Consider the following 21,620-nt stretch of genomic DNA (forward strand, 5'->3'; position numbering starts at 1 on the left):
TCCTAGAGGCGGTCGAGGATCTCCCGCAGCTGGGCGACCTCGGCCTGCTGGGCGGTCTCGATGGTCTTGGCCAGCTCCTTGGCCTCGGCGTTGGAGCCCTGCGTCTGCTCGGTACGCGCCATCTGGATCGCACCCTCGTGATGGGCGATCATCAGCTCGGCGAACTGCCGGTCGAACGCGCCGCCCTTGGCCTTCTCCAGCTTCTTCATGTCGTCCTCGGACATCATGCCGGGCATGTCATGGCCCATCCCGTGGTCCATGCCTTCGGACGGCATCGGCTTGCCCCACGCCGTGAGCCAGCCCTGCATGGTCTGGATCTCCGGGTCCTGAGCGGCCTTGATCTTCGCGGCCAGCTCCTTGACCTCCTTGTCGGCGGCCCGGGTCCCGGCCAGGTCGGCCATCTCGACCGCCTGCTGGTGGTGCGGGATCATCATCTGCGCGAACATCACGTCCGCGTCGTTGAACGCCGCCGCGGGCGAGGCGCTCGCCGTCGTCGCGGCGGGTGCGCTGCTGGACATGCCGGCCATGTCCGGCCCCATCGAGCCGCTGTCGGTGCCGCCGCAGCCGGCGACCAGCGCGAGCACGGCTCCGGCCGCCGCGGTGGCAGCCGGGATCCTCATATTCGTGAACATGGTGTTTTTCCTTCGGTGATGGAGGTACGCAGGCCGTCATCGCGAACCGGGCTTTTCAGCCCGTCCGCCGATATTTCGGCCTATATGCGCATCACCGAGAGCACTGCGGGGTTCGGCGCCAGGCGGCGCGGCGGCGCTCTGGCCGCCGTACGCGCCGGGGACCCCCAGCCGCCCATCCCCGCGCGCCAGTAGAGTGTGGCGGCCCAGACGACCGCGATCAGAAGCGCGATGACCGAGGTGAGCACGGCCAGGCACACGTCGCTCGGATCGAACCCGGCCGCGTCCCGCGAGCAGATCGCGACCTCACCCCGGTCCATCCCGAAAGACTCCACGGGAGAGGCGTGAACGTGCGAGCCTTGAACGACGGCGCCACCATGGTGAGAGCCGAGATGCCCCAGCGTGTGCATGCCGGCCACGCCGAACGCGATCAGCAGAGGCAGCAGCCAGGGGAGGCCGGGCAGGAGCAACCGCCGTGCCACGCGCTCCCCCCTCACAGCTGCCGACCTTAGTATTCGCGCCAGGATAGCCAGCGACGTCACTGCTCACCCGGACAACAGAACAACTACAAGCCATAGTAGTAGACGTCCCAACACCATGAGTCTCCCGTTGAACGCCGGAGGCACTGCGTGCGTATCTCCTCTTGGACCGGCGTGACACTCCCCTAGCGCAGGTAGTACCCGCCGTTCCGGATTCTCGATGCCGCAAACAGGCCAGACAGCCCTTTCACTTCTGTACTATTTCGCCCCAGGTTCTGGAGATTTACGAGGAGGCGTCGTAGTGGCCCTGCCGACAAGGCTTGGACGAACAGCGGCGGCCGCGGCCCTGTCCCTGGTCGCACTGGCCGTCACTCCCGGCGCCGCCGTGGCCGAGCCGTCGCCGGCCAAGGCCAGAGCCAAGCTCGTGAAGCTGAACGAGCAGGCCGACCAGGTGGTCGAGCGGTACAACCAGGCTACGGAGGCGTACAAGAAGGCCAAGAAGAAGTACGACACCCTCAATACCGAGCTCCGCCTCAAGGACGCCCGAGCCGGTTCCCTGCGCGACGACCTCGTCCGGCTGGCCGTCAACGACTACCAGTTCGGCCCGATCAGGGGGTGGGAGGGGCTCGCAGGCCAGGCCGATCCCACGGCGATCCTGAACAGCATGGCCTCCTTCCGGGAGATGGCCGAGTCCCGGGCGGCCAAGGTCCGCGCCTACGAGGCGGCCACCAAGGAGCTGCGCGACCGGCGCAACGACGCCAAGAGCACCCTGGCCGAGTCCGACGCCGCACGCGACAAGGTCAGCGACGAGAAGTCCAAGATCGAGAAACTGATCGCCGAGCAGACCAAGCTGCTGCGCAGGCTGGGCGCCTTCAATGCCGGCGACCCCAACAGCGCCGGCATCAAGTACACGGGCCCGGCCTCCGGCAACGCCCGCCTGGCGCTGCAGTTCGCCTTCGCGCAGGTGGGCAAGCCGTACCGGTTCGGCGGCACGGGACCGGGCTCCTACGACTGCTCCGGCCTGACCCAGGCCGCCTGGCGGCAGGCGGGGGTCGAGCTGCCCCGTACGACCTGGACGCAGTGGAGCTGGGGCTCCGCCCGCCGCGTCCCCCTGAACGCGTTGCAGCCCGGGGACCTGCTCTTCAGCAAGGGGCTGGGACACATGGGCATGTACGCCGGCAACGGGAAGATGGTGCACGCGCCGCAGACCGGGGACGTCATCAAGGTCGTCGATCTGGACGACTACTGGCGCACCCGCCTGCTCGGCGCGGTCCGCCCCTGACCGGGGGTGCTCTACGTGGTCCGGTGAGCCCGGCCGAGGACGTGCGCGAGGGCGGGGATGGGCGGCTGCGGCGCGAAGGCGAACCGCTCGACCTCGTCCACGGCGAAGCCCGCCCGCCGGATCGCGGCGAGCGTGTCGCGGTTGGGACTGCACCTTCCGGCCATGCGCCGCCACACCGGGGTGATCGCGTCCTGGAGCAGGCCGAGCGCCGGGTTGGACGATCGTACGTGCTCGTAGAAGCGCAGCTCCCCGCCCGGCCTGAGCACCCGGGCGATCTCGGCCAGCGCCGCCGGTGGTGAGGGCACGCTGCACAGCACGAGCGAGACCACCGCGGCGTCGAAGGCCTCGGCTTCGCCCGGCAGAGCCTCGGCGTGGCCGGCCACGACCCGCACGGGCACGGGCGCCGAGGCGGCTTCGGCCTCGGCGAAGCGGCGCAGGGTGTCCTCCGGTTCGACCGCGACGACTTCGCTGACCGTCTTGGGATAGTGGGCGAAGTTGCGGCCGTTGCCGGCGCCGATCTCGATCACCCGGCCCTCGAGCCCGTCCAGGAGCCGTTGCCGGTGCTCCCGCCCGCCGCGCAGGTCCGCGGCGGCGGAGGCCTGGACGTAGACGCGGGCCAGGCGGGGATGCTGAAATCCGGACAGGTCAGTCACGACGATCACCTCTGTTAGCGGGCTACCGTCTTCCAGACTGGCTCATGGCGGCCGAAAACGGCCTGCTAGCCACTCGCGGGCCCCGGTCGGCGCGGGCGGTGTGCGTGCCGTCGCCGGGACGACGGCACGCACGGGTCGTCATTTCTCGCAGCGGATGGGGTAGGTGGTCTGCGCCGTCGGCTTGTTGTGGTTCAGGACCTCGATCTTGATCGTGCCGTCGGTCCTGGCCGGCCGGCTCCAGCTGAACGCCTGGATGCCGAGGACCCCGCCCTCCGGCATCTTGTGGGTGAAGGTCTCCGCGGCCTGGCCGTCGATGACCCAGTGGTAGCTGACCTCCGTGCCCGCCGGCGCCTTGAACTCGCCGAAGGCCGTCAGGTACGGGTCGGCGACGCAGTCCCCGTAGTAGCCGACCGACTCGATCTCGGTGATCTGCACCGTGCCCGGCGACGGGTCGGGCTGCGTGCAGGTCCAGGTGTAGGGCTCCTGCTTGGCCGGCTTGTTGTGGTTCAGGACTTCCAGGCGGACCACGCCGGAGCCGCTGGACCTGGCGTTGCTGTACCAGAAGTCGCCGATCCTGCTCCGTACACCGGGCTTGAGCGTGGCGGTCCTGAGCCGGCCCGGCTTGCCGTCGACGACCAGGCGGTACTTGACGTCCGCCTCGCGGTCCGTCACGACCATGGCGTCCGCCCGCAGGGTGAAGGAGCCGTCGCACTGGCCGGTGAAGTGGGAGGTCAGCATGTACTCGGCGGTCAGCTTGGCGTCGCCGCCCTCGTCGACGCAGGTGAAGGAGAACTCGCGCTCGGCCGGCTCGCCGCCGCCCTCGGCCGCGAGGCCGAGCGTGTGGGTGCCGTTCCGGCCGGAGTCGAGGCTCCAGGTGGCGGACACGTCACGGGTGCGGGGCTGGTCGCCGGCGGGGAAGTCGACGGTCTGCGGCGTCCACTTGACGCCGTCGAGGATCCACCAGTACGTGACCTTGCGCGCCGGGCCGGCCGGGAGCGCGATGCGGCCGGTGGCCTGGTACGAGACGGATTCCAGGCAGCTGCCCTCGTAGTCGCCGGGGGTGACGTCGACGATCTGCGGCACGGGCTTCTGCGCGGGCGGAGGCGTCGTAGGCGGAGGCGTCGTGGGAGGCGGCGTCGTAGGCGGAGGCGAGGAGGGCGGAGGCGTCGTAGGAGGCGGCGACGTCGGCGGAGGTGTCGTGGGCGGAGGCGTCGTGGGTGTGGTGGAGCAGGTCACCTGGTAGGTGGCGCGTCCGGAGTCGCGGCCGCCGGCGTTGAGGATGCGGATGGCCTTCCAGCCGCCGGTGGAGCTGCCCACGGACAGCGGCAGCGTCACCTGCCGGGTACGGGGCCCGCCCGCCGCGAAGTACAGCGACTCGGGCCGCCCCTCCCCTGCGCTGCTGTCGATCCACTGGTAGTCGACCTTGGCGGGCGTGCGCGACACCTGGACGGTGCCCGTGAACAACACCGTCGTGGGGCAGGCGCCGCGGTAGGTCGCCGGGCTCGCCTCGACGTCGGCCGCGGCGACCAGCGGCCTGCCGGGCTCGGCGGGCAGCGGGTGGGCGCCGTCCCACACCACGACGGGGCCCGCGCACGCGACGCTGAAGCGGCCCTTGGCCGACAGCCCCTTCCTGCCGAGGATCTCCACGGCCTGCCAGCCGGAGGTGCTCCGGTCGAACGTCTGGCGGTCGGTCACGACCACCTTGCGCGTGCCGTTGACGCGGAAGCTCTTGATGGCGCCCTTGCTGCCGTCACCGCGTACCCAGCGGTAACGCACGGTTCCCCGGCCCTTGGCCGCGACCACGGCGGAGAAGCCGACCGTGGTGGGGCAGGCGCCGGACTGCTTGGCGGGGCTCGCCTTGACCTTGGCCGTCCTGACCGCAGGCGCGGCCGTCCTGACCGCAGGCGCGGCCGTCCTGACCGCAGAGGCGGCCGAACTGACGGCGGGGGCGGCGAGCGCCGGAGGGGCGGCCAGCAGGCTGCTGAGCAGCGCGGCACCCAGCAGCAACGCTGTCCTTCTCATCGGGGGTCCCTTTCTTTCCACAGAAGAGGGACCATGCTCCCCGGCCCGTCTTGGGACTCACTTGGACCTCTCTTGTAACCTCCGCCACAAGTGCCGCCAAGGGATCGGTCAGAATGTCCCCATACGGATGAGGGGGCGTGTGAACGAGAGCGTGGCGTTGGCCCAGCTTGCCCAGCGGCTGGAGGAGGTGGTGGGCGAGCTACGCGGCATCCCCGTCGACGTCGAGCGGGTGGAGGACAACGAGCTCGTCCGGGAGCAGATCGCGCAGGCCGCCGCCACGGCCCGCGAACTGCGCGCCATGCACCCGGTGGGCTCGGCGGAGCACGGCCGCGAGGAGCAGAAGAGCCGGCTCCGCGTGCTGGACGCCCTGCGGCGCGGCATGACGATGCGCACGATCGTCCACGCGAGCGTCCTGGATGACCCCCGCAAGGCGGCCCGGATCAGGGAGCTGCACGCCACCGGCGACCTGCACCGGGTCATCGACGAACCGATCCAGCAACTGCTCGTCTTCGACCGCGCGGTGGCGTTCGTCCGGATCACCCCCGTCCCCTACTCTCCGGGGGCTCTCGTGATCAGGCAGCAGAGCCTGATCGCCATCCTCATCGACCTGTTCGAACAGACCTGGGCCAGGGCCAGGGAGACCACCGAACCTGCGCACCGGCTGACCCAGCGGGAGCGCGAGGTGCTCGCGCTGATCGCCGAAGGGCGCTCCAACAGCGCCGTCGCCCGCGCCCTGTCGATCACCGAGGCGGCCGTCGGCAAGCACGTGGCCAGTGTGTTCGCCAAGCTCGAACTGCCCGCGACCGCCGACGACAACCGGCGGGTGCTGGCCGTGCTCGCCTACCTGCGCGGTGCAGCGGGGTAGGGCCAGGACTACCCTGCCCTCGTCCCAGCCCCCCTGCAGGCGGGATCCGGCGCGCACTTCAATGAATGTCATGCAACGTATGACTGGATTGCTGGTCGGCGCGGTCTTCGGCGCGGTCTTCGTCGTCGTCAACGCGCAGAGCCCGCTGAACACCTTGACCGTGAACGTCCTGCGGGCGGCCGCCTGCCTGGCGGCCGCGAGTGTGATCGCCATGTGGTTCGTCGCGGCCCGGAGAGAGCACACCGGCGGGGGACCGCGGCGGAACATGTTCGGCCGCGGTTACCTGATCGTCGTCGCCGCCGAGGCGCTCCTGCTCTTCGGCGGGCTCCGGGTGCTGGCCGCCTGGGGGCTCCCCGAGCAGGCCAACGTGGCCTGGGTCGCGTTCGTGGTCGGCGTGCACTTCATCGCCCTGGCGCCGATCTGGAAGGACCGGGGCATCGCCGTACCCGGTGTGGTCCTCACCGTGCTCGGCGTCGCCGGCCTGCTCCTGGCCCCGACGGGCGCGGTCGCCTGGGTGCCGCTCGTCAGCGGCGTGCTGTCCGGGGTGGCGCTCCTGACCGGCGCCGTCGCCTTCGGCTGGCGCAGCGTGACGGCGCGAACGGCCTAGCCCGCGCAATGCCGCGCCTTTATGAAATGTGTGCTGATCCGTGCGGATGCCTGCCATTTCGTGCGAGCCCTTGCGCCCCGGTTACCGGGGAAATCAAATGGGGTTCGCGACCGGGCGAATAAAGCCGCGTCGGTCTTCACGCAGAAAGGAGGTGTCGGAGAATGGCATTCGCCAAGCACACCGCTGCCACACTGCTGGGCCTGAACAAGGGCCGGATGGGCGGCCGCTACCCCTGGGCTGACTTCTAAAGAACGGGTGCCCGCCCGGTGGGCGGGCGAATACCCCAGGTGAATGACCGCGGTTTCCGCGCCGGTGCGAGCCCTCGGCGCGTGCCGGCGTGGGCCGCGTTCGCGATTGCCGGCCACCACCGAAAGGGTCAGAGCGATGAGAAAGCCTGCCGACACAATGCCGCCGGGGCCGCGCGGACGCTGGCCCGTCGGCAACTCCTACGACTACGACCGGGACCGGATCGGATTTCTCCGGCGCTGCCAGGCCGATTACGGCGACATCTTCACCTTCAGCCCGGCCACCATCTTCGTGGCGGACCCCGAGCTGATCGGCGAGCTGTTCAAGAAGTCGAACGAGCTCTATCTCACCGAGGAGTCGCTGTTCCCGGCCTGGCATTCCGACCAGGAGGTGAGCGACCACCTGGACGGCTGGATGCGGGCCCGGGGCCGCGCCTGGCACGGCATGACCAGGAACGTCGTCAGGTCCCACGGGCACCGGGTGACGGACCTGCTCGACGAACGCCTCGCGTCGCTCTCCGGCCGGGCCTTCCACGTGGTGCCGTTCATGCGGAGCTACAGCGCCAAGCTCTCGGCGATGTTCTGTTTCGGCCTGGACAACGAGGCCGTCTTCGATGCCGCGGAGCGGCGTTCGGGGCTGGCGCTGCCGTTCATGGACTCGAGCCTGACCTTCCCGAGCTGGCTGCCGCTGCCGTCCATCAAACGGGTGCAGCGGGCCGAGGCCGGGGTGAACGCGGCCATCACCGAGAAGTTCCGGCAGCGCAAGGCCGCGCCGCACGAAACGCCGGATGACCTGATCGACCTGCTGCTGGCGGACGATCCCGACATGCCGTCGGAGGAGGAGGCCATCAACTTCCTGACGTCGATGATTCTCGCGTCGTTCGGCTCGCCGGGGGCGACGATGGCGTGGGTGATCAGGGAGATGGCCCGGCGGCCGGAGGTGCGGGAGCGGCTGCGGGAGGAGGCGCTGGCCGTCATCGCCGACTCCGGCGGCCTCGCCAACGAGCGGAGCCTGCCGTACGCCGACGCCGTGACGAAGGAGGTCATGCGGCTCTATCCGCCGACCTGGCTCATGGGGCGCAAGGTGCGCAAGACCTGCACGTTCGGCGGCTACACCCTGCGGCCCGGCATGGACGTGCGCTTCAGCCCGTACCTCATCCACCGCGACCCCCGGTTCTGGCCGGACGCGGAGGAGTTCCGCCCCGAACGCTGGCTCGAACCCACGCAGCAGCCCCGGTTCACCTACTTCCCGTTCGGCGCCGGGCCGCGGGTCTGCCTCGGCATGCACCTGGGCATCTACCAGGCCATCGTGGGGACCGCGCACATCGCGGCCCACTACGACATCGAGGGGCTCGACCTGCAGGACTCCGACGCCGTCGCCGGTCCGGTGCTGGAGCCGCTGGCGCTGCGGGTCAGGTTGAGGCGCACCCACGCGGGACGGACCGTGGTGGGGGCATGACGGCCAAGGCCGGCCGCTTCCGGGACGCCCTGGCCATCGGCGAGTTCCGCGCGATCTTCGCCGCGCACACTGTGTCGATGACCGGGAGCGTCCTGGCCCAGCTGGCCCTGACCGTGCTGGTCTACCTGCGGTCCGACTCGCCGCTGCTGGCCGCGGTGACGTTCGCCCTGCCGATGCTGCCGCAGCTGGTCGCGGGGACGTTGCTGTCGGCGCTGGTGGACCGGGTGCCGAACCGGCGGCTGCTGGTCGGCTGCAACCTGATCTCGGCGGTGCTGGCGGCGGCGATGGCGGTGCCCGGCGCGCCGACGGCGGCGCTGCTGGCGCTCGGGTTCGCGCTGGGGCTGATCCGGCCGGTGTTCGGCGGCGCGCGGGCCGCCACGATGCCGCAGGTGCTGCCGGGCGACGCGTACGTGCCGGGGCGCAGCCTGATGCGGGTGGTGGCGCAGGTCGCGCAGATCGGCGGCTTCGCGGTGAGCGGCATCGCGCTGACCGTGGTCTCGCCCGGCACGCTGCTGCTGGCCGACGCCGTGTCGTTCGGCCTGTCCGCCGCGCTGCTGCGGTTCGGCACGCGGGAGCGCCCGGCGGCCGCGGGCTCCGGGCAGTCGCTGGTGCGCGACTCGCTGTCGGGGATCGGCCGGCTCATGGCGGTCCGGCCGCTGCGGCGCCTGCTGGTGTTCGCCTGGGCGGTGCCCGCGTTCGCGGTCGCGCCGGAGGCGCTGGCGGTGCCGTACGCGGCGGAGCTGTCGGCGGACGACACCGTGGGCGCCGGTCTGCTCCTGACCGCGCTGCCGCTGGGCACGGTGGCCGCCGAGTTCGCCGGGAACTGGACGCTGTCCGCCGGGCGGCAGGTCAGGCTGATGGCGGCGCTGGCCGCGCTGTGCTTCGCGCCCCTGCTCGCCTTCGCGTTCCGGCCGCCGATCCCGGTGGCGGCGGGGGTGCTGTTCGTCGCGGGCCTGGGCGCGTCGTTCCAGCTCGGCCTGGACCGCATGCTCCTGGACGCCGCGCCGAAGGAGCTGCTGGGGCGGGCGCTGAGCGTGCGGGCCTCGTGGATGATGTTCTTCCAGGGGCTCGGGTTCGCCGTGGCGGGGCTGGCGGCCGAGTTCGCGCCGACCACGGCCGTGATCACGGGGGCGGCGCTGTGCGGGCTGCTGGCCGCCGGGGTGTTCGCGCTCTCAGGCGTTCAGCCTCGGTACGTTGCGCTCGCGGATCAGGCTCTCGGCCAGGATCCGCAGGGCGAGCGGTGAGCCTCCGGCCTCGACCACGTACCGGCGGCACGCCTCCCGGTCCCGGTGCGCGAACTCGACGTTGAGCGCGGCCGACAGCACCCGGAACGCGTCGTGGTCGCTCAGCGCGCTCAGCTCCATCGGCAGCGCGCCCTCCCGGATCACCAGGTCGCTCAGGTACGTCCGCGCGCTCACGACGACCGTGCAGGTGGGCGAGCCGGGCAGCAGCGGGCGCACCTGCCGTACCGACCGGGCGTTGTCCAGCACGACCAGCATCAGCTTGCCGGCCAGCACGCTCCGGTACAGGCAGGAGGCCTCCTCCTCGTCGTCGGGCGCCACCCGCACACCCAGCGCCCGCAGAAACCTGACGATCACCGGATGAGCCCCAGCGTCTCCCGATAAATCCGCGTAAAGGTGGCCGTCGGGGAACCGCGCCGCCGACCGGTGCGCCCACTGGACGACCAGCGCCGACTTGCCGATCCCCGGCGGCCCGGTCACGAGGACGAGCGGGCCGGCCGCCAGGTCGCCGTACGGCCGCCGCGACCACTCCTCCAGCTGGGCCAGCTGCGGCTCCCGCCCGGCGAACCCGCGGATCGGGCGCGGCAGCTGGCGCGGCACCGGCAGCGCCGGATCCCGCCCGGCCGGCCCGGGCGCCCCCTCCTCGTCCGCCAGCGGTGGCGCCGGATCCCGCCCGGCCGGCCCGGGCGCCCCCTCCTCGTCCGCCAGCGGTGGCGCCGGATCCCGCTCGGCCGGCCCGGGCGCCCCCTCCTCGCCCGCCGCCAGCGCCCGCCAGGCCCGGCGCCACCGCCGCACCTGCTCGGCCGCGTGCCGCTGCTGGCCGCAGGACATCAGGCAGGCCCGTACGAACGCCTCCACCAGGGCCAGCCGCGGCAGGCCGCGCGGGCCGTGACCGCGCAGCACCGCCGAGACCGTCGTCTCCGGGAGCACGTCGACCCAGGTGCCGTCCGCGAGCTCCACCGAGCCGCCGAGGATGCGGAGCCTGCGCAGCGACGGCTGCCCCGACCATCGGCGCAGCGCCACCAGGCGCTGTAACAGCTGCTCCGCGACCGAGCAGCCCTCGGGACCCGGAATTTCCTGGTCGGGGTCTTCCGGGTAAACGGCGTTACCGGGCGTCGGCGCGCGCATTACGGCCGACTGATAACGTCGTGGGGAATGCGCGTAAATAGGGCCCCGGCGTGCTTCGCATGAGCATTTTGTCCCCCGCCGAGTCACGACTTATGCCGGAGTCCGATGTCCGGAATTTGACTTCTCCGCCGCGCCCGTTTCTTTCTCGAGTTCGGCCTGGAATTACCGTGGGCGGCCCGGAAAAGATACGCGTTCAGGTGACCACTCTCCGTATATCGCCGGGCGAATTCCGCGGGGAGCGCCGCGCGAATGCCGCCGCACCGTCGACCGTGCGGCAGTTGAAGTTCCGGCTCCGAGCTGCTCGGCTGAGCCACCCCCGTCCTCCCGGCGGGTGCATGCTGAAGGGGGAAGCACACACCCGACCGGGAGGTGGGCGTTGCGGCAAGGACGGGGGCCCGGCGGATCGGCCGGAAAGACACGCAGGGCGAAGGCGGGGGCCCGTGGGGGCGGGCTCCGGCTCGGCGTCGTCGAGCTCTATGGCCTCGGCATGCTGGCGCTGGCCGTGGTGAGCGCGTACTTCGCCGTGCTCGCGGCGGCGCCGGAGATCCGGGCGGCGCGCGGCGAGGGCACCACGGGGACGTTCACGGCCGAGCATCTCGAATGCTCCATCTACGGCATCTGCTCGTGGCAGGGCTCGTTCCGCTCGGACGACGGCGGCCTGCGCCTTGCCGACGCCTGGCTCCACGGCCGCGACGAGGACGAGCTGTCCGCCGGTGACCAGGCTCCGGCCCTGTACGCGGGCCACGGCGGCGGCAAGGTCCACGCCCCGGGAAGCCACGACCTCTGGGCCCTGGGGGCGTTCTTCGTGGTGGACCTGCTCTTCGCGGGTTACGCCCTCACGTTCTTCCCGGGCGTACGGCTGACGCGCCGCCTCAGGAGGCCCGGATCGCCTCGCGCACGGCCGGGACGATCTCCCCGGCCCAGCGGCCGAGGGTGACGAGATCGGCGACGCCGTGATCGGCCGAGAAGAGGATGAAACCCGACGCGTCGTGCTCCAGCACGGCCCCGGTCAGTTCCTCGACCCACTGGCCGACGGAGCCGCCGATCCAGCGGCCGTCGCCGTCACGGGTGGCGGGCAGCGGCCGGTCGGTGATGCGGCCCGGGAAGTTGTAGATCGTACGGATCTCGCGTGGATCCCGGCCCGCGGCCGCCGCCGCCTCGTCGATGATCGGTCGCGAGGTCCGGTAGCGCTCGCTGAGCCAGTCCGCCGCGTGGCCGGGGAGCCAGCCGTCGGCCACCCGGCCGGTGGCGGCCAGGGATTTCGCGCCGTTCGATCCCGTCCACACCTGAGGAGCAGCCACGGGAGCCGGCTCGATCTGGTGCACCTGGTAGTGGCGGCCCTCGAAGGTGACCGGCGGGCCGCCGCCCGACAGCTTCTTGACCAGGACGATCGCCTCCTCGAAGGCGTCCACGGCGGCGCCCGGCGACAGCCGGGGCACGCCCATGTCGGCGATCCGGTCCCACAGCCCGCCCGCGCCCATGCCCAGCACGACCCGGCCCCGCGACAGCGCCGACAACGACGTGACGGTCCTGGCCAGCATGGGAGCGGGGCGGGTCGGCAGGTTGGTGACGTTGACGAGGCCGGCGACGTGCTGCGTACTCCCCAGGATGAACCCGAGGGCGGCGTACGCGTCCAGGCGCCTGCCGATGTAGGGGTGGTCCGACAGCGACAGGAGGTCGAGACCGTCGCGGTCGGCCTGCTGGGCCATGCGCAGCAGCTCCGGCCCCTCGTCGACGCCGCTGTGCGCGCCGAAGCCGAAGACTACGTCGTGTCCGGACAAGGTTCTGCCTTTCCTATCGAATTTCATGATCACACCTGCCGCGGCCGGGAGGCCTTTCAGGCGGCGCCGAACTGCTCGGTGAAGCGGCCGGTGAACAGGTCGGCGCCCTTGTACGCCGACACCGTCTCGGCCGGGACGACGGCCGGGCCGTCGGGGCTGGGCAGCTGGCCGACGCCGCCGCGCGGTCCGAGCGGGAGCAGGATCATGGGGTGGGGCAGGGGCCGGTAGGCGGCGGTGGGCCGCTCGCCGCGCAGCTGGGCGAGAATGTTGCCCGCCACCACCTCGGCGTGCTGCATCGCGTACCCGGCCATCTTGGCCTCGGGCACGTCGGTGATGTCGCCGATCGCGTAGACGTGGTCGTACCCGTGGACGTTGAGCGTCTCGGTGACCCGCACCTGCCCTTGCGGGGTGCGGGTGGTGAGCCGGCCGTCGGCGAGGTAGTCGCTGTTGACGCGCACGCCGTAGGCGCGGAACCAGATGTCGGCGGTGATCTCCTCCCCATCGGCGGTGGTGACGGTGAAGGTCCCGGCCTCGCCGGGCTCGGTCGCCGGCGGCACGGTCAGGTGGGTGCCCAGCCGCAGGTGGATGCCGAGCTCATCGAGCTGGCGGTGCAGGTCCTGGCGCAGCTCCGGCTCGAACGCCGGCAGGAGTTGCCCGGCCGGGTCGACGACGGTCACGTGCTTGTGCGCCCAGACCTCCTTGATCTCCCCGGCCAGCTCCAGACCGACCGGGCCGGCGCCCAGGATCAGCACGTGTTCGGCGCCGGCCAGCTCCTTGTGGGTCGCGCGGAGGTCGTCCAGGACCTGCTCGGTGGAGTCGGCGACGGGCTTGGCCGGGTAGGTGTAGCTGGAGCCGGTGGCCAGGACCAGGTAGTCGGCCTCGACCCGCTGCCCCGAGGCCAGGGTGACGCCGCCGGGATCCACGGAGACCGCACGGTCGCGGATCACCGTGCCCCGGGTCAGGAACCCGCTGTAGGGAAAGAACATGTTGCTCCCCCACTCCGGCCGGGTCACCGACCGCAGCGACCCGGCCGTGTTGAAGAACGCGTCCCGGGGATCGACGAGGACGACCTCGGCCTCGGCGTCCAGCGCCTTGGCCAGCGCCGAACCGCCGTAACCACCGCCGACGACCACAACTTTACGACTCATGATTGCACGCCCCGATCAACAGAATAGGTTGAGTTCGTGCTACGAACCATATTAGTTCGCTACACGAACTGCAACTCGGGGGGCGGCTTTACGAGTGGGCCCCCTCGCCGGGCTCCAGGAAGACCACGGGGACCTTGTTGTCCTGCACGACCCGGCCGAGCAGGTCTGCGAGCGCGTCACGGTCGGCGGCGGCGAGGCCCGCCGTCAGGTTCTCGATCCGCGCGCAGGTCTCCGTGTAGAACTCCGCGGCGAGCTCGGAACCCTTCCTGGTCAGCGCGATCCGCAGCGCGCGCGAGTCGTGCGGGTCCGGTCTGCGCTGGACCAGGCCGTTGCGCTCGGTGCGGTCCACCAGGCCGGTGAGGCTGGATTTGGCCAGCCCCAGCATCGCGCCCAGCTCGCTCATGCCGTACGGCTGCGCCATCAGCACGCACAACAACTGCCCCTGTTGCGAGGTGAGGCCATATTCCCTGGCGGACTCGGCGTACACGGCGTTCGTCAGGAACGTGGACCGCACCAGCGCGGCCACCACCCCGATCCGCCCCTCATCATGCTTTTCCACGCGTTCAGGGTAACATTCAAATGCCTGACAATTCGTAGGGCGAACTACCCCTTCGGGTCAGAGGCGGGTGGTCACATAGGTCTCGTGCACGTGCTACTCCCCCTGCCGGCCCGCGGGCATGACCAGGGTGCCGGCGCCGAGGCGGACCGTGATCGGATCCCCGGCGGGCGGACGCAGGGTGACCTCGTCCCCGTTCACCAGCACCTCCGGCGTCGCCGGCTCCCGTTCGGCCGCCGTGAGCAGGACCAGGCTGACGTACACGGCGGTCCCGCCCGGGTGGGCGTCGCGGATCAGGTACGGCGTGGCGGAGTGCGCTCCGAAGGCGTTCACGCCGTGCCCGCTCGCCACGCCCGCCCCCGTGTAGCCGTGCAGCCCGCGCACCACGCTGGTCAGGCCGTCCGCGCGCCGGGCCAGCGCCCAGGTGTCCCCGGACCGGGCCTCGGGCGGCCGCGGACCGGCCACCGCGTGGCCGCCGTCGCGTACCTGGTGTCCGGCGGGCGCCGTGACCTGGTGGATCCGGATCTCGGCCGCGCCGTCGACCACGGAGGCGGTCACCACGCGGACGGGCCCGTCCTGGTACGCCGAGGCGGCGAAGCGCTCGCTCACGGCGAGGGGTTCGATGCGGCGCCGCCGGGAGGGCGCCCCCTGCGGTGAGACGACGGCGAGCTGCCCGTCGACCGCCTGCTCGCCGATGTCGGGTCCGGTGTGGCTGGTGTAGGCGAGCCTCAGGTAGTGCGGGTCCGGCGGTCCTGCGGGGTCCTGGACGCGGTCGCGGTCGCTGCCGTGGTTGACCAGCCGGACGACGCCGTCCTCGCGGGTGGCGTGCAGCAGCCAGCCCGGCGGGGACATCGCCACGACCTGGTCGGCGCGGTCGACCGGCGCGGCCGCCTCGGCGTCCGTCCAGGCCGGGTGCCCGGGCGGCAGCAGCAGGCCGAGGAAGGCCTTGCTGGCCCAGTACGGCGAGGCGGGGCCGGAGTAGTCCTGGGTGCCGGGCGGGAAGGCGTCGTACCAGCCGCAGGTGAGCAGGCCGCGCTCGTCGGGGGCGCCGCGTTCGACGAAGTGGCGCAGCACGCCGCTCGCGATCCGCCTGGTCCGCCCCGGGGGCAGGGGCGAGGCTCCGGTCAGCGCGCCCAGCCAGAGCGGCGCGACCGTGGCGAACCGGTAGATCAGGGACCGCCCCTGGTGCACCGGCCCGCCGTCGGCGGCGAACAGGTGCTGGTAGTGCTCCAGGAACCGATGCAGGCGGTCCGCGTAGAGCCGCCCGCGGGCGGTGTCGCCGGCCATCCGCGCCCACAGCGACGGATACAGGTGCATCGCCCAGCCGGAGTAGTAGTCGAAGTTCTTGCCCTTGCCGTCGGAGTACCAGCCGTCGCCGACGTACCACTCCTCGATCCGCTCCAGCCCGCCGGCGATCTCGCCGGGGTCGTGCGGCCCGCCCACCTCGGCGAGGAACTGCTCCACGACGACCTGGAACAGCACCCAGTTGTTGTCCGGCGTGCGCCGCCCGACGAACCCGGCCAGCCAGGCCACCACCCGCTCCCGCTGCTCCGGTGACAGTCGGTCGAACAGCCAGGGCCGGGTCTCGTGCAGCGCGAGCGCGATGGAGGCGGCCTCCACGAGCGGCTGCGACATGTCCGTCAGGGGCGGCCAGGCGTACGGGTGCGCGGGATCGGTGCCGGCCACCAGCCCCGCGGCGTAGCGCTCCAGCAGGGCGGGCGGCACGTCGCCACCCGCCCCGGCGATGCGGAAGGCCGCGAGCAGGAACGTGCGGGCGAACCCTTCCAGCCCGTCGCTGACGGTGCCCGACCGGCTCGCCCGCCCGGGCAGGCGGTATTGGGCGAAACCGTCCGTGGCGTACGGCGCCACGGAGTCGAGCAGGTGGTCCGCCACGCTCTCCCAGTGAGCACGGGTCCAGCCGGTGAAATCGGACAGCTGCGGGTCGGCAGGCGGGAGGCGCAGGGGGGAGGACATGAACCGGATACTACGGCATCCACCTGGGCATACCTTCGACGGAGTGGCACCGTCCCTGTAAACGGTTTAACTCTGTCTCAGACGTGCAGAAGAGGGCGGACGGAGTCGCGGACGATGATGTGCGTGCCGAGCATCACGTGCCGGCTCATCCCGGCCGTGTCGGTGTCCAGGGCCAGCCGCACAGCGGTCCGGCCCAGCTCCTCGTGCGGCACGTGCACGGTGGTCAGGTCGATGTCGTCGGCCGGCGGAAGGTCGTCGAAGCCGACCAGCGACACGTCGTCCGGCACCCGCAGGCCGCGCTCCCGCAACGCCGCCCGGGCCCCGGCCGCCAGCAGATCGTTCCCGGCGAACACCGCGGTGAAGTCACGCGGCCCCGCCTCCAGCCGCTCCCGCATCATGCGGTAGCCGTCGCGCCGGTCCATCACCACGCTGTCCACCTCGAGCCCGGGGTCATGCTCCACCCGGTGCGCGGCCAGCGCCGCCCGATAGCCCGCGATCCGGCTCTCCGGCGTCGTGTAACCGGCCCGCCGCCCGAGGAACAGGATCCGCCGGTGACCGGCCGAGAGCAGATGACTGGTGATCGCGTGGGCGCCACCGGTGTTGTCGTACTCCACCACGATGGCCGGCACCTCCTCCCCCAGCGCCGGACGCCCGCACAACACCAGCCGCGACCCCGCCACCGCCAGCGCCCGCGCGTAGTCCGCCATCCGCTCCCGGTAGGCGTCGTCGATCGGCATGTTGCCGACCAGGATGACCGCCTCGGCGTGCTCCTCCCGCAGCAGCCGCACCATGGCCAGCTCCCGCTCGGCGTCCCCGCCCGTGGTGCCCACGATGCACAGCCGGCCCTCGCGCACCGCCTGGTCCTGCACGCCCTGCGCCACATGCGCGTAATGCGGGGACACCACCGAGTTCACCACGATCGCCACGCTCTTCGGCCGCGCCCCCGCCAGCCCTCGCGCGTGCGCGTTGGCCACGTAGTCGAGCTCCCGGACCGCCCGCATCACCTTGCTCCGGGTGGCGGGAGCGCTCGGGTACGAGCCCGACAGGATCCGCGACACGGTCGCCACCGACACACCGGCGTGCTTGGCCACGTCCCGGATCGTCGAGGGACGGGGCCGACCATCCTCAGGAACGGCCCGGCGAGGCATCCATCCCCCTTATCCCCGCTGTTAAAGCGGTTTAACGATATCGCACGACCGCGGTTCCGGCGCGTACGCCGCAAGCCCGCCCGACCGACTCCGGCAACGAAGAGCCGCACCGATCGCGAGGAGCCGCTCACCCCCAGCTCCCGTGACCGGCCGCTGATGGCAGCGCCCGCCCCTGGGCCTCGTAGGCTGGCCCGCGTGGAGATCCGCGACAGAACCCCCGACGACCTGGACGCCTGCACGAAGGCCCTCGCCGAGGTCCAGGCCAGCGACCGCTACCCCGTGGACTGGCCGCGCGACCCGGCCGGCTGGCTGACGCCGGACGGCCTGATCGGGGCGTGGATAGCCGTCGAGGCGGAGGCGGTGCTCGGCCACGTGGCGCTCACTCGGGGCATGGAGGTCACCCGCCTGTTCGTCACCCCCGCCGCCCGCGGGCGCGGCCTGGCCGCCCGGCTCCTCGACACCGTGCGCGCCGCCGTCGAAACCCCTCTCAAGCTGGAGGTCTCCTCCGAGGGGACGGCCGCCATAGCGTTCTACGAACGCTCCGGCTGGCGCAGGGTCGGCAGCGGCCGCGCCCGCTGGCTCAACGCGGCCGGTGAGCCGGCGCTGGTGTACCACTACGTGAGCCCGCCCCGGTCAGGTGAAGAGCAGGTCGGCTAGCTCGGCCCGGCTGTTCAGTCCGGTCCGCTCGTAGACCTGCACCAGCGTGTTCGCGACCGTCCGGCGGGAGAGCACCAGCCGGTCGGCGATGTCCTGGTTGCTCAGGCCCGAGGCGGCCAGCTGTGCGATCTGCCGCTGCCTGGCGGTCAGCTGCGGCGCGGCCAGGCCGGTCAGCGCCGGGGTGCGGGCGCCTTCGCAGCGGCGGGCCAGCCGCCACGCGCGGATCTCGGCGGCCCGCTGCCGCCGCGGCAGCCCCTGCCTCCGGTACGCGGCCGCGGACTGGGCGGCGGCCTCCGCCGCGTGCAGCAGCATGCCGAGCGACTCGAAGGCCAGCGACACCGCGTCGAGCTCCTGGGGAGCGTCCTCGGCCGCCGCGTGCCGGGCGAGGATCGGGGCCAGGTCGCCTTCCACGGAGGCGGCCAGCCGGGCGAGCCGGTCGGCGACCAGGCCGGAGGCGCCGAGCCGGACGGCGTCGTGCAGGGCGTACAGCTCGTACGCTCGGAGCTCCCCGGCCGCGTCGGCGGTCTCGAGCGCCGCCTCGACCGCCCCGGCCAGGTCGCCGTCGGCCGCGAGCGCCCACGGCCGCGCCAGCCGGAAGGCGAACTCGACCTGGTGACCGACCCGCAGGCCCAGCTCTCCGGCCAGCTCCGTGGTCGCCCGCACCGCGGCCACGTCGCCGGTGAGCGCGTACGCGTGGGCCAGCTCGGCCAGGCACAGCCCGCCGTGCAGCGTACGGCCCCGCAGCCGCACGGCGGCCTGCCTGCACAGCCGGACGGCCTCGGCGGGCCGCCCCTGGAGCCTGGCCACTCGGCCGCGCAGCGCCCCGAACATGATCAGCGCACGGTCCCAGCCCACATAGTCCTCGCCGATGCGGTACCCCACGTCGGCGAACCGGTGCGCCGCGGCCAGGTCGCCGGCGAGAACGGCGGCGCCGACCCCCGTCTCCGCCAGCGTGGCCGTGACCGACGGCAGCCCTCCGGGCAGGTCTCCGACGCTGCCGAGCGCCTCGTCCACGCGGGCGACGGCCTGCCGGGCGCGTCCTTCGTGGACGAGCCTGCCTCCCTCCAGCGGGGCCAGCCCGAGCTCGAACCGGGAGCTGAGCGGGGCGATCCGGCGGATCTCCGCGACCGACCGCCCGAGCTGGTCGAACATGCCCATCATGTACTCGATGGAGCCGCGCATCACCAGGAGGCCCTGGCGCGGCTCCGTAGCGGTCATCGTGGCGCAGGCGTCCGTCAGCATGGCCCGGGCCTCGGCTGCGCGGCCCAGCCCCCAGAAGAGATTGAGCGCGTGCACGGACATCAGGTCGGCCCGCGTCATGTCGTCCGTCGGGGCGTCGGCCAGGTCCGGCAGGACGGTCTCGGTCTCGTCGTACCGGTCGTCGTAGAACAGCACCGACGCCAGCGCCAGGGCGGCCGTGAACCCACCCCCTGCCGCCAGCGCGGCCCGTCCGAGCCGGGCCGCGAGCCGCAGGTCACGGACGTTCCGCGCGATGTTGCACGCCTCGACGAGCGCGGCGGGGTCGCCGGCCGTCCCGCTGTCGAGCCGCCAGACCGCGACGCGGAGCGGGTCCGCGCCGGTGCGGCCGCCCACCTCGTCGGCCAGGCTCCTGAGCACCTCGCGGGTACGCAACGTGCCGCACCCGGCCCGGATCACCTCTCCGTAGAGCGGATGCGCGAGCCGTACGGACAGCGGCTCAGGAAAATACAAGGGTTCCAGGGGTCTGGCGGGCAGGGGCTCCGGGGAGATCGTGACGAGCTGGCGATCCTCCAGACGCCGAAGGGTGTCCAGCGGGGCGAGCGCGGACAGCGCGTCCACGGACAGCGGCTCGCCGTGGGCGACGAGCTCCAGCGCGGCCCGTTCGCCGGGGTCGACGTCGCCGATCCGGCTCTCGATCAGCTCGCGCAGCCGCGTCGTCACCGAGATCTCGCCCGACCAGTGCCACACCCCGCGCCGCTCGGCGAGCGCGCCGCCCGACTCGCCGGCCAGCACCAGCTCGCGCAGGAACAGCGCGTTGCCCTCGCTGGCCCGCCACAGCCGCCGGACCGTGGGCGCCTCGACCTGCCCGCCCAGCGCTCCGGCCAGGACCAGGCCCGCCTCCCGGAGCGTCAGCGGGGCCAGGTCCAGACGCGGGAGCAGGTCGTCCTTCCACAGCGCCGTCACGGCGTCGGGCGCGCGTTCCCCGCTGCGTGTCGTCGCCAGCACGCGTGCCCGGCCGCCGGTCACCAGGTGGTGCACCAGTACGGCCGAGACCGGGTCCAGCAGGTGGGCGTCGTCGACCATGAGCACCAGCCGCTCGCGGTCCAGGGCGTCGGCGGCCCAGCGGATCACGTTGCCGTGCGGCGGCTGGGCGGGCAGCAGGTGCGCCATGGCGCCCAGCGGGAGGTCCGAGGCGGCGGCGGTGGCGAGGATCCAGGTCACGTCGCCGGCGCCGGACAGTGCCTCGGCCGCCAGGCGGCTCTTGCCCGCGCCCGCCGGCCCGGCCACGACGGCGCCGCCGGCCTCCACCGCCGATCGGATCGCCGCGAGCTGGGATTCCCGACCGGCGAAGGGCCACAGATGACGCACAGAGGGATGGTACGGGCGAACGTTTGAGTAGGCCATGCTCTATGCGGGACCTCGCGGGGCGGGAGACGGTTCTGCACATGACCGCGATGCCATCCCGCGCCCACCTCACCCCTCTTGTACGGAAATATCTGGACGATGAGGGCGCCGAGGTGGAGTCCATCCGCGTGGAGCCGATCGACCACACGTCCGGCACCCCGTCCACCGGCGGCCTGCGCCGGGTCAGCGGCACGACCGCGTCCGGCCGCACCTGGTCCTTCTTCGTCAAATCCCTGCATTCCGCCCGGCACTGGGCGAACATCGACGTGATCCCCGAGCCCGCCCGCACGGAGTTCGTCGCCGGGTTCCCGTGGCGGACCGAGGCCGACGTGTACACCTCCGGCCTGCCCCTCCCGCCCGGGCTGCGGCTGCCCCGCCTGTTCCTGGTCGACGACCTCGGCGACGAACGCCTCGACCTGTGGCTGGAGGACGTCCGCACCGCCCCCGGGGAGTGGGACCTGACCAGGTACGCCGCCGCGGCCCGCGCGCTGGGCCGGCTCGCCGGGCAGCGTCCCGCCGACGACTCCCGCCCCCGTACGGCGCTGCGGACCTACGTCGGCCAGTTGCTCACCCAGCACTCGCTGCCCATCCTGCGCGACCCCGCCCTCTGGCGGCACCCGCTCGTCGCCGCGCACGCCGACCCGCTCCTGCAGATGGACCTGGACACCCTGGCCCGCCGCATCCCCGCGCTGCTCGCGGCCGCGGACCGCCTGCCGCACACCATGGCGCACGGCGACGCCGGGCCGCAGAACCTCCTCGTGCCCGCCGACGACCCCGGCCGGTTCGTGGCCATCGACTGGGGCTGGCAGGACCCGGTGCCGATCGGCTTCGACCTCGGCCAGCTGCTCGTGGGCCTGGCGCACGACGGCCTGACCGAGCCCGGCGAGCTGCCCGTGATCCATCGCGCGATCCTGGCCGCGTACCAGCGAGGGCTGGCCGACGAAGGCGTCCCCCACGGCGACGCCGCGGCCGGGTATGTCACGACGCTGGTCCTGCGCAGCGCCTTCACCGCGATCCCCGCCGAGCGCCTCGGCGAGCCGGTCACCGACGACCTGCGCGAACTGTTCCGCAAGCGTGTCGGCCTGGCCCGCTTCATCGCCGACCTCGGCCTCGCGCTCTGATGCATCACGAAATTAAATAAA

The 21,620-nt window shown here is 72.4% G+C and carries 19 protein-coding genes; 8 read left to right on the plus strand and 11 right to left on the minus strand.

Annotated features, from left to right (window positions below; all coding sequences use genetic code 11):
• Positions 1 to 2 precede the first annotated feature (2 nt).
• The gene (locus tag ACWDRB_RS44430) at positions 3 to 620 is read right to left on the minus strand and encodes a DUF305 domain-containing protein (RefSeq protein ID WP_449904608.1); all 618 of its coding nucleotides are present in this window, start codon (positions 618 to 620) and stop codon (positions 3 to 5) included.
• 92 nt (positions 621 to 712) lie between these two features.
• Positions 713 to 1,111 carry a hypothetical protein gene (locus ACWDRB_RS44435; protein ID WP_364256253.1) on the minus strand — a complete coding sequence of 133 codons (399 nt, stop codon included), beginning with the start codon at positions 1,109 to 1,111 and terminating at the stop codon, positions 713 to 715.
• 298 nt (positions 1,112 to 1,409) lie between these two features.
• Here ACWDRB_RS44435 and ACWDRB_RS44440 point away from each other — a divergent pair, with 298 nt between their 5' ends.
• The gene (locus ACWDRB_RS44440) at positions 1,410 to 2,390 is read left to right on the plus strand and encodes a C40 family peptidase (protein WP_449904610.1); all 981 of its coding nucleotides are present in this window, start codon (positions 1,410 to 1,412) and stop codon (positions 2,388 to 2,390) included.
• A gap of 11 nt (positions 2,391 to 2,401) precedes the next feature.
• Here the strand turns inward: ACWDRB_RS44440 and ACWDRB_RS44445 are convergent, their stop codons facing one another.
• Both ACWDRB_RS44445 and ACWDRB_RS44450 read right to left on the minus strand, forming a co-directional pair.
• On the minus strand, positions 2,402 to 3,043 hold the full coding sequence (locus tag ACWDRB_RS44445; protein ID WP_449904612.1) for a class I SAM-dependent methyltransferase: 642 nt from the start codon (positions 3,041 to 3,043) through the stop codon (positions 2,402 to 2,404).
• Between the two features lie 138 nt (positions 3,044 to 3,181).
• Positions 3,182 to 5,065: a hypothetical protein gene (locus ACWDRB_RS44450; RefSeq protein WP_449904614.1), complete on the minus strand. Its 1,884-nt coding sequence runs from the start codon at positions 5,063 to 5,065 to the stop codon at positions 3,182 to 3,184.
• Between the two features lie 139 nt (positions 5,066 to 5,204).
• Between ACWDRB_RS44450 and ACWDRB_RS44455 the strand changes: the two genes are divergently transcribed.
• The 4 genes from ACWDRB_RS44455 (at position 5,205) to ACWDRB_RS44470 (ending at position 9,485) form a co-directional block, all read left to right on the plus strand.
• Positions 5,205 to 5,930, plus strand: a complete 726-nt coding sequence (locus ACWDRB_RS44455; protein WP_449904616.1) for a LuxR C-terminal-related transcriptional regulator — start codon at positions 5,205 to 5,207, stop codon at positions 5,928 to 5,930.
• A gap of 79 nt (positions 5,931 to 6,009) precedes the next feature.
• Positions 6,010 to 6,537: a hypothetical protein gene (locus tag ACWDRB_RS44460; protein ID WP_449904618.1), complete on the plus strand. Its 528-nt coding sequence runs from the start codon at positions 6,010 to 6,012 to the stop codon at positions 6,535 to 6,537.
• Positions 6,538 to 6,921: 384 nt separating this feature from the next.
• Positions 6,922 to 8,241, plus strand: coding sequence for a cytochrome P450 (locus tag ACWDRB_RS44465; protein ID WP_449904620.1), 1,320 nt, complete (start codon positions 6,922 to 6,924; stop codon positions 8,239 to 8,241).
• Positions 8,238 to 9,485 (plus strand): MFS transporter, encoded by a 1,248-nt coding sequence (locus tag ACWDRB_RS44470; protein WP_449904622.1) that lies wholly within the window; start codon positions 8,238 to 8,240, stop codon positions 9,483 to 9,485. Before ACWDRB_RS44465 ends, ACWDRB_RS44470 begins: the two co-directional genes overlap by 4 nt.
• Here ACWDRB_RS44470 and ACWDRB_RS44475 read toward each other — a convergent pair.
• Complete coding sequence (locus tag ACWDRB_RS44475) at positions 9,414 to 10,610, minus strand: AAA family ATPase (RefSeq protein ID WP_449904624.1); 1,197 nt, start codon at positions 10,608 to 10,610, stop codon at positions 9,414 to 9,416. The genes ACWDRB_RS44470 and ACWDRB_RS44475 overlap by 72 nt on opposite strands.
• 376 nt (positions 10,611 to 10,986) lie before the next feature.
• Here ACWDRB_RS44475 and ACWDRB_RS44480 point away from each other — a divergent pair, with 376 nt between their 5' ends.
• Positions 10,987 to 11,547, plus strand: a complete 561-nt coding sequence (locus tag ACWDRB_RS44480; RefSeq protein ID WP_449904626.1) for a hypothetical protein — start codon at positions 10,987 to 10,989, stop codon at positions 11,545 to 11,547.
• Here ACWDRB_RS44480 and ACWDRB_RS44485 read toward each other — a convergent pair.
• The 5 genes from ACWDRB_RS44485 to ACWDRB_RS44505 all read right to left on the minus strand — a co-directional run bounded on the left by ACWDRB_RS44485 (position 11,483) and on the right by ACWDRB_RS44505 (position 17,160).
• Entirely contained in the window at positions 11,483 to 12,391 is a 909-nt protein-coding gene (locus tag ACWDRB_RS44485; protein WP_449904628.1) for an LLM class flavin-dependent oxidoreductase, read from the minus strand. The two genes, ACWDRB_RS44480 and ACWDRB_RS44485, sit on opposite strands and share 65 nt — an antisense overlap.
• A 56-nt stretch (positions 12,392 to 12,447) precedes the next feature.
• Entirely contained in the window at positions 12,448 to 13,539 is a 1,092-nt protein-coding gene (locus tag ACWDRB_RS44490) for an NAD(P)/FAD-dependent oxidoreductase (RefSeq protein WP_449904630.1), read from the minus strand.
• A gap of 88 nt (positions 13,540 to 13,627) precedes the next feature.
• Positions 13,628 to 14,098 (minus strand): MarR family winged helix-turn-helix transcriptional regulator, encoded by a 471-nt coding sequence (locus ACWDRB_RS44495; protein ID WP_449904632.1) that lies wholly within the window; start codon positions 14,096 to 14,098, stop codon positions 13,628 to 13,630.
• Positions 14,099 to 14,191: 93 nt separating this feature from the next.
• Positions 14,192 to 16,069 (minus strand): DUF2264 domain-containing protein, encoded by a 1,878-nt coding sequence (locus ACWDRB_RS44500; protein WP_449904634.1) that lies wholly within the window; start codon positions 16,067 to 16,069, stop codon positions 14,192 to 14,194.
• Positions 16,070 to 16,146: 77 nt separating this feature from the next.
• Entirely contained in the window at positions 16,147 to 17,160 is a 1,014-nt protein-coding gene (locus ACWDRB_RS44505) for a LacI family DNA-binding transcriptional regulator (RefSeq protein WP_449904636.1), read from the minus strand.
• Between the two features lie 252 nt (positions 17,161 to 17,412).
• Here ACWDRB_RS44505 and ACWDRB_RS44510 point away from each other — a divergent pair, with 252 nt between their 5' ends.
• The gene (locus tag ACWDRB_RS44510; protein WP_449904638.1) at positions 17,413 to 17,874 is read left to right on the plus strand and encodes a GNAT family N-acetyltransferase; all 462 of its coding nucleotides are present in this window, start codon (positions 17,413 to 17,415) and stop codon (positions 17,872 to 17,874) included.
• Here ACWDRB_RS44510 and ACWDRB_RS44515 read toward each other — a convergent pair.
• Positions 17,851 to 20,442, minus strand: a complete 2,592-nt coding sequence (locus ACWDRB_RS44515; RefSeq protein WP_449904640.1) for a LuxR C-terminal-related transcriptional regulator — start codon at positions 20,440 to 20,442, stop codon at positions 17,851 to 17,853. The two genes, ACWDRB_RS44510 and ACWDRB_RS44515, sit on opposite strands and share 24 nt — an antisense overlap.
• Before the next feature lie 77 nt (positions 20,443 to 20,519).
• Here ACWDRB_RS44515 and ACWDRB_RS44520 point away from each other — a divergent pair, with 77 nt between their 5' ends.
• Positions 20,520 to 21,599, plus strand: coding sequence for a hypothetical protein (locus tag ACWDRB_RS44520; protein WP_449904642.1), 1,080 nt, complete (start codon positions 20,520 to 20,522; stop codon positions 21,597 to 21,599).
• The last annotated feature ends 21 nt before the right edge of the window (positions 21,600 to 21,620 follow it).

It is taken from the genome of Nonomuraea sp. NPDC003707 (genome assembly GCF_053587055.1).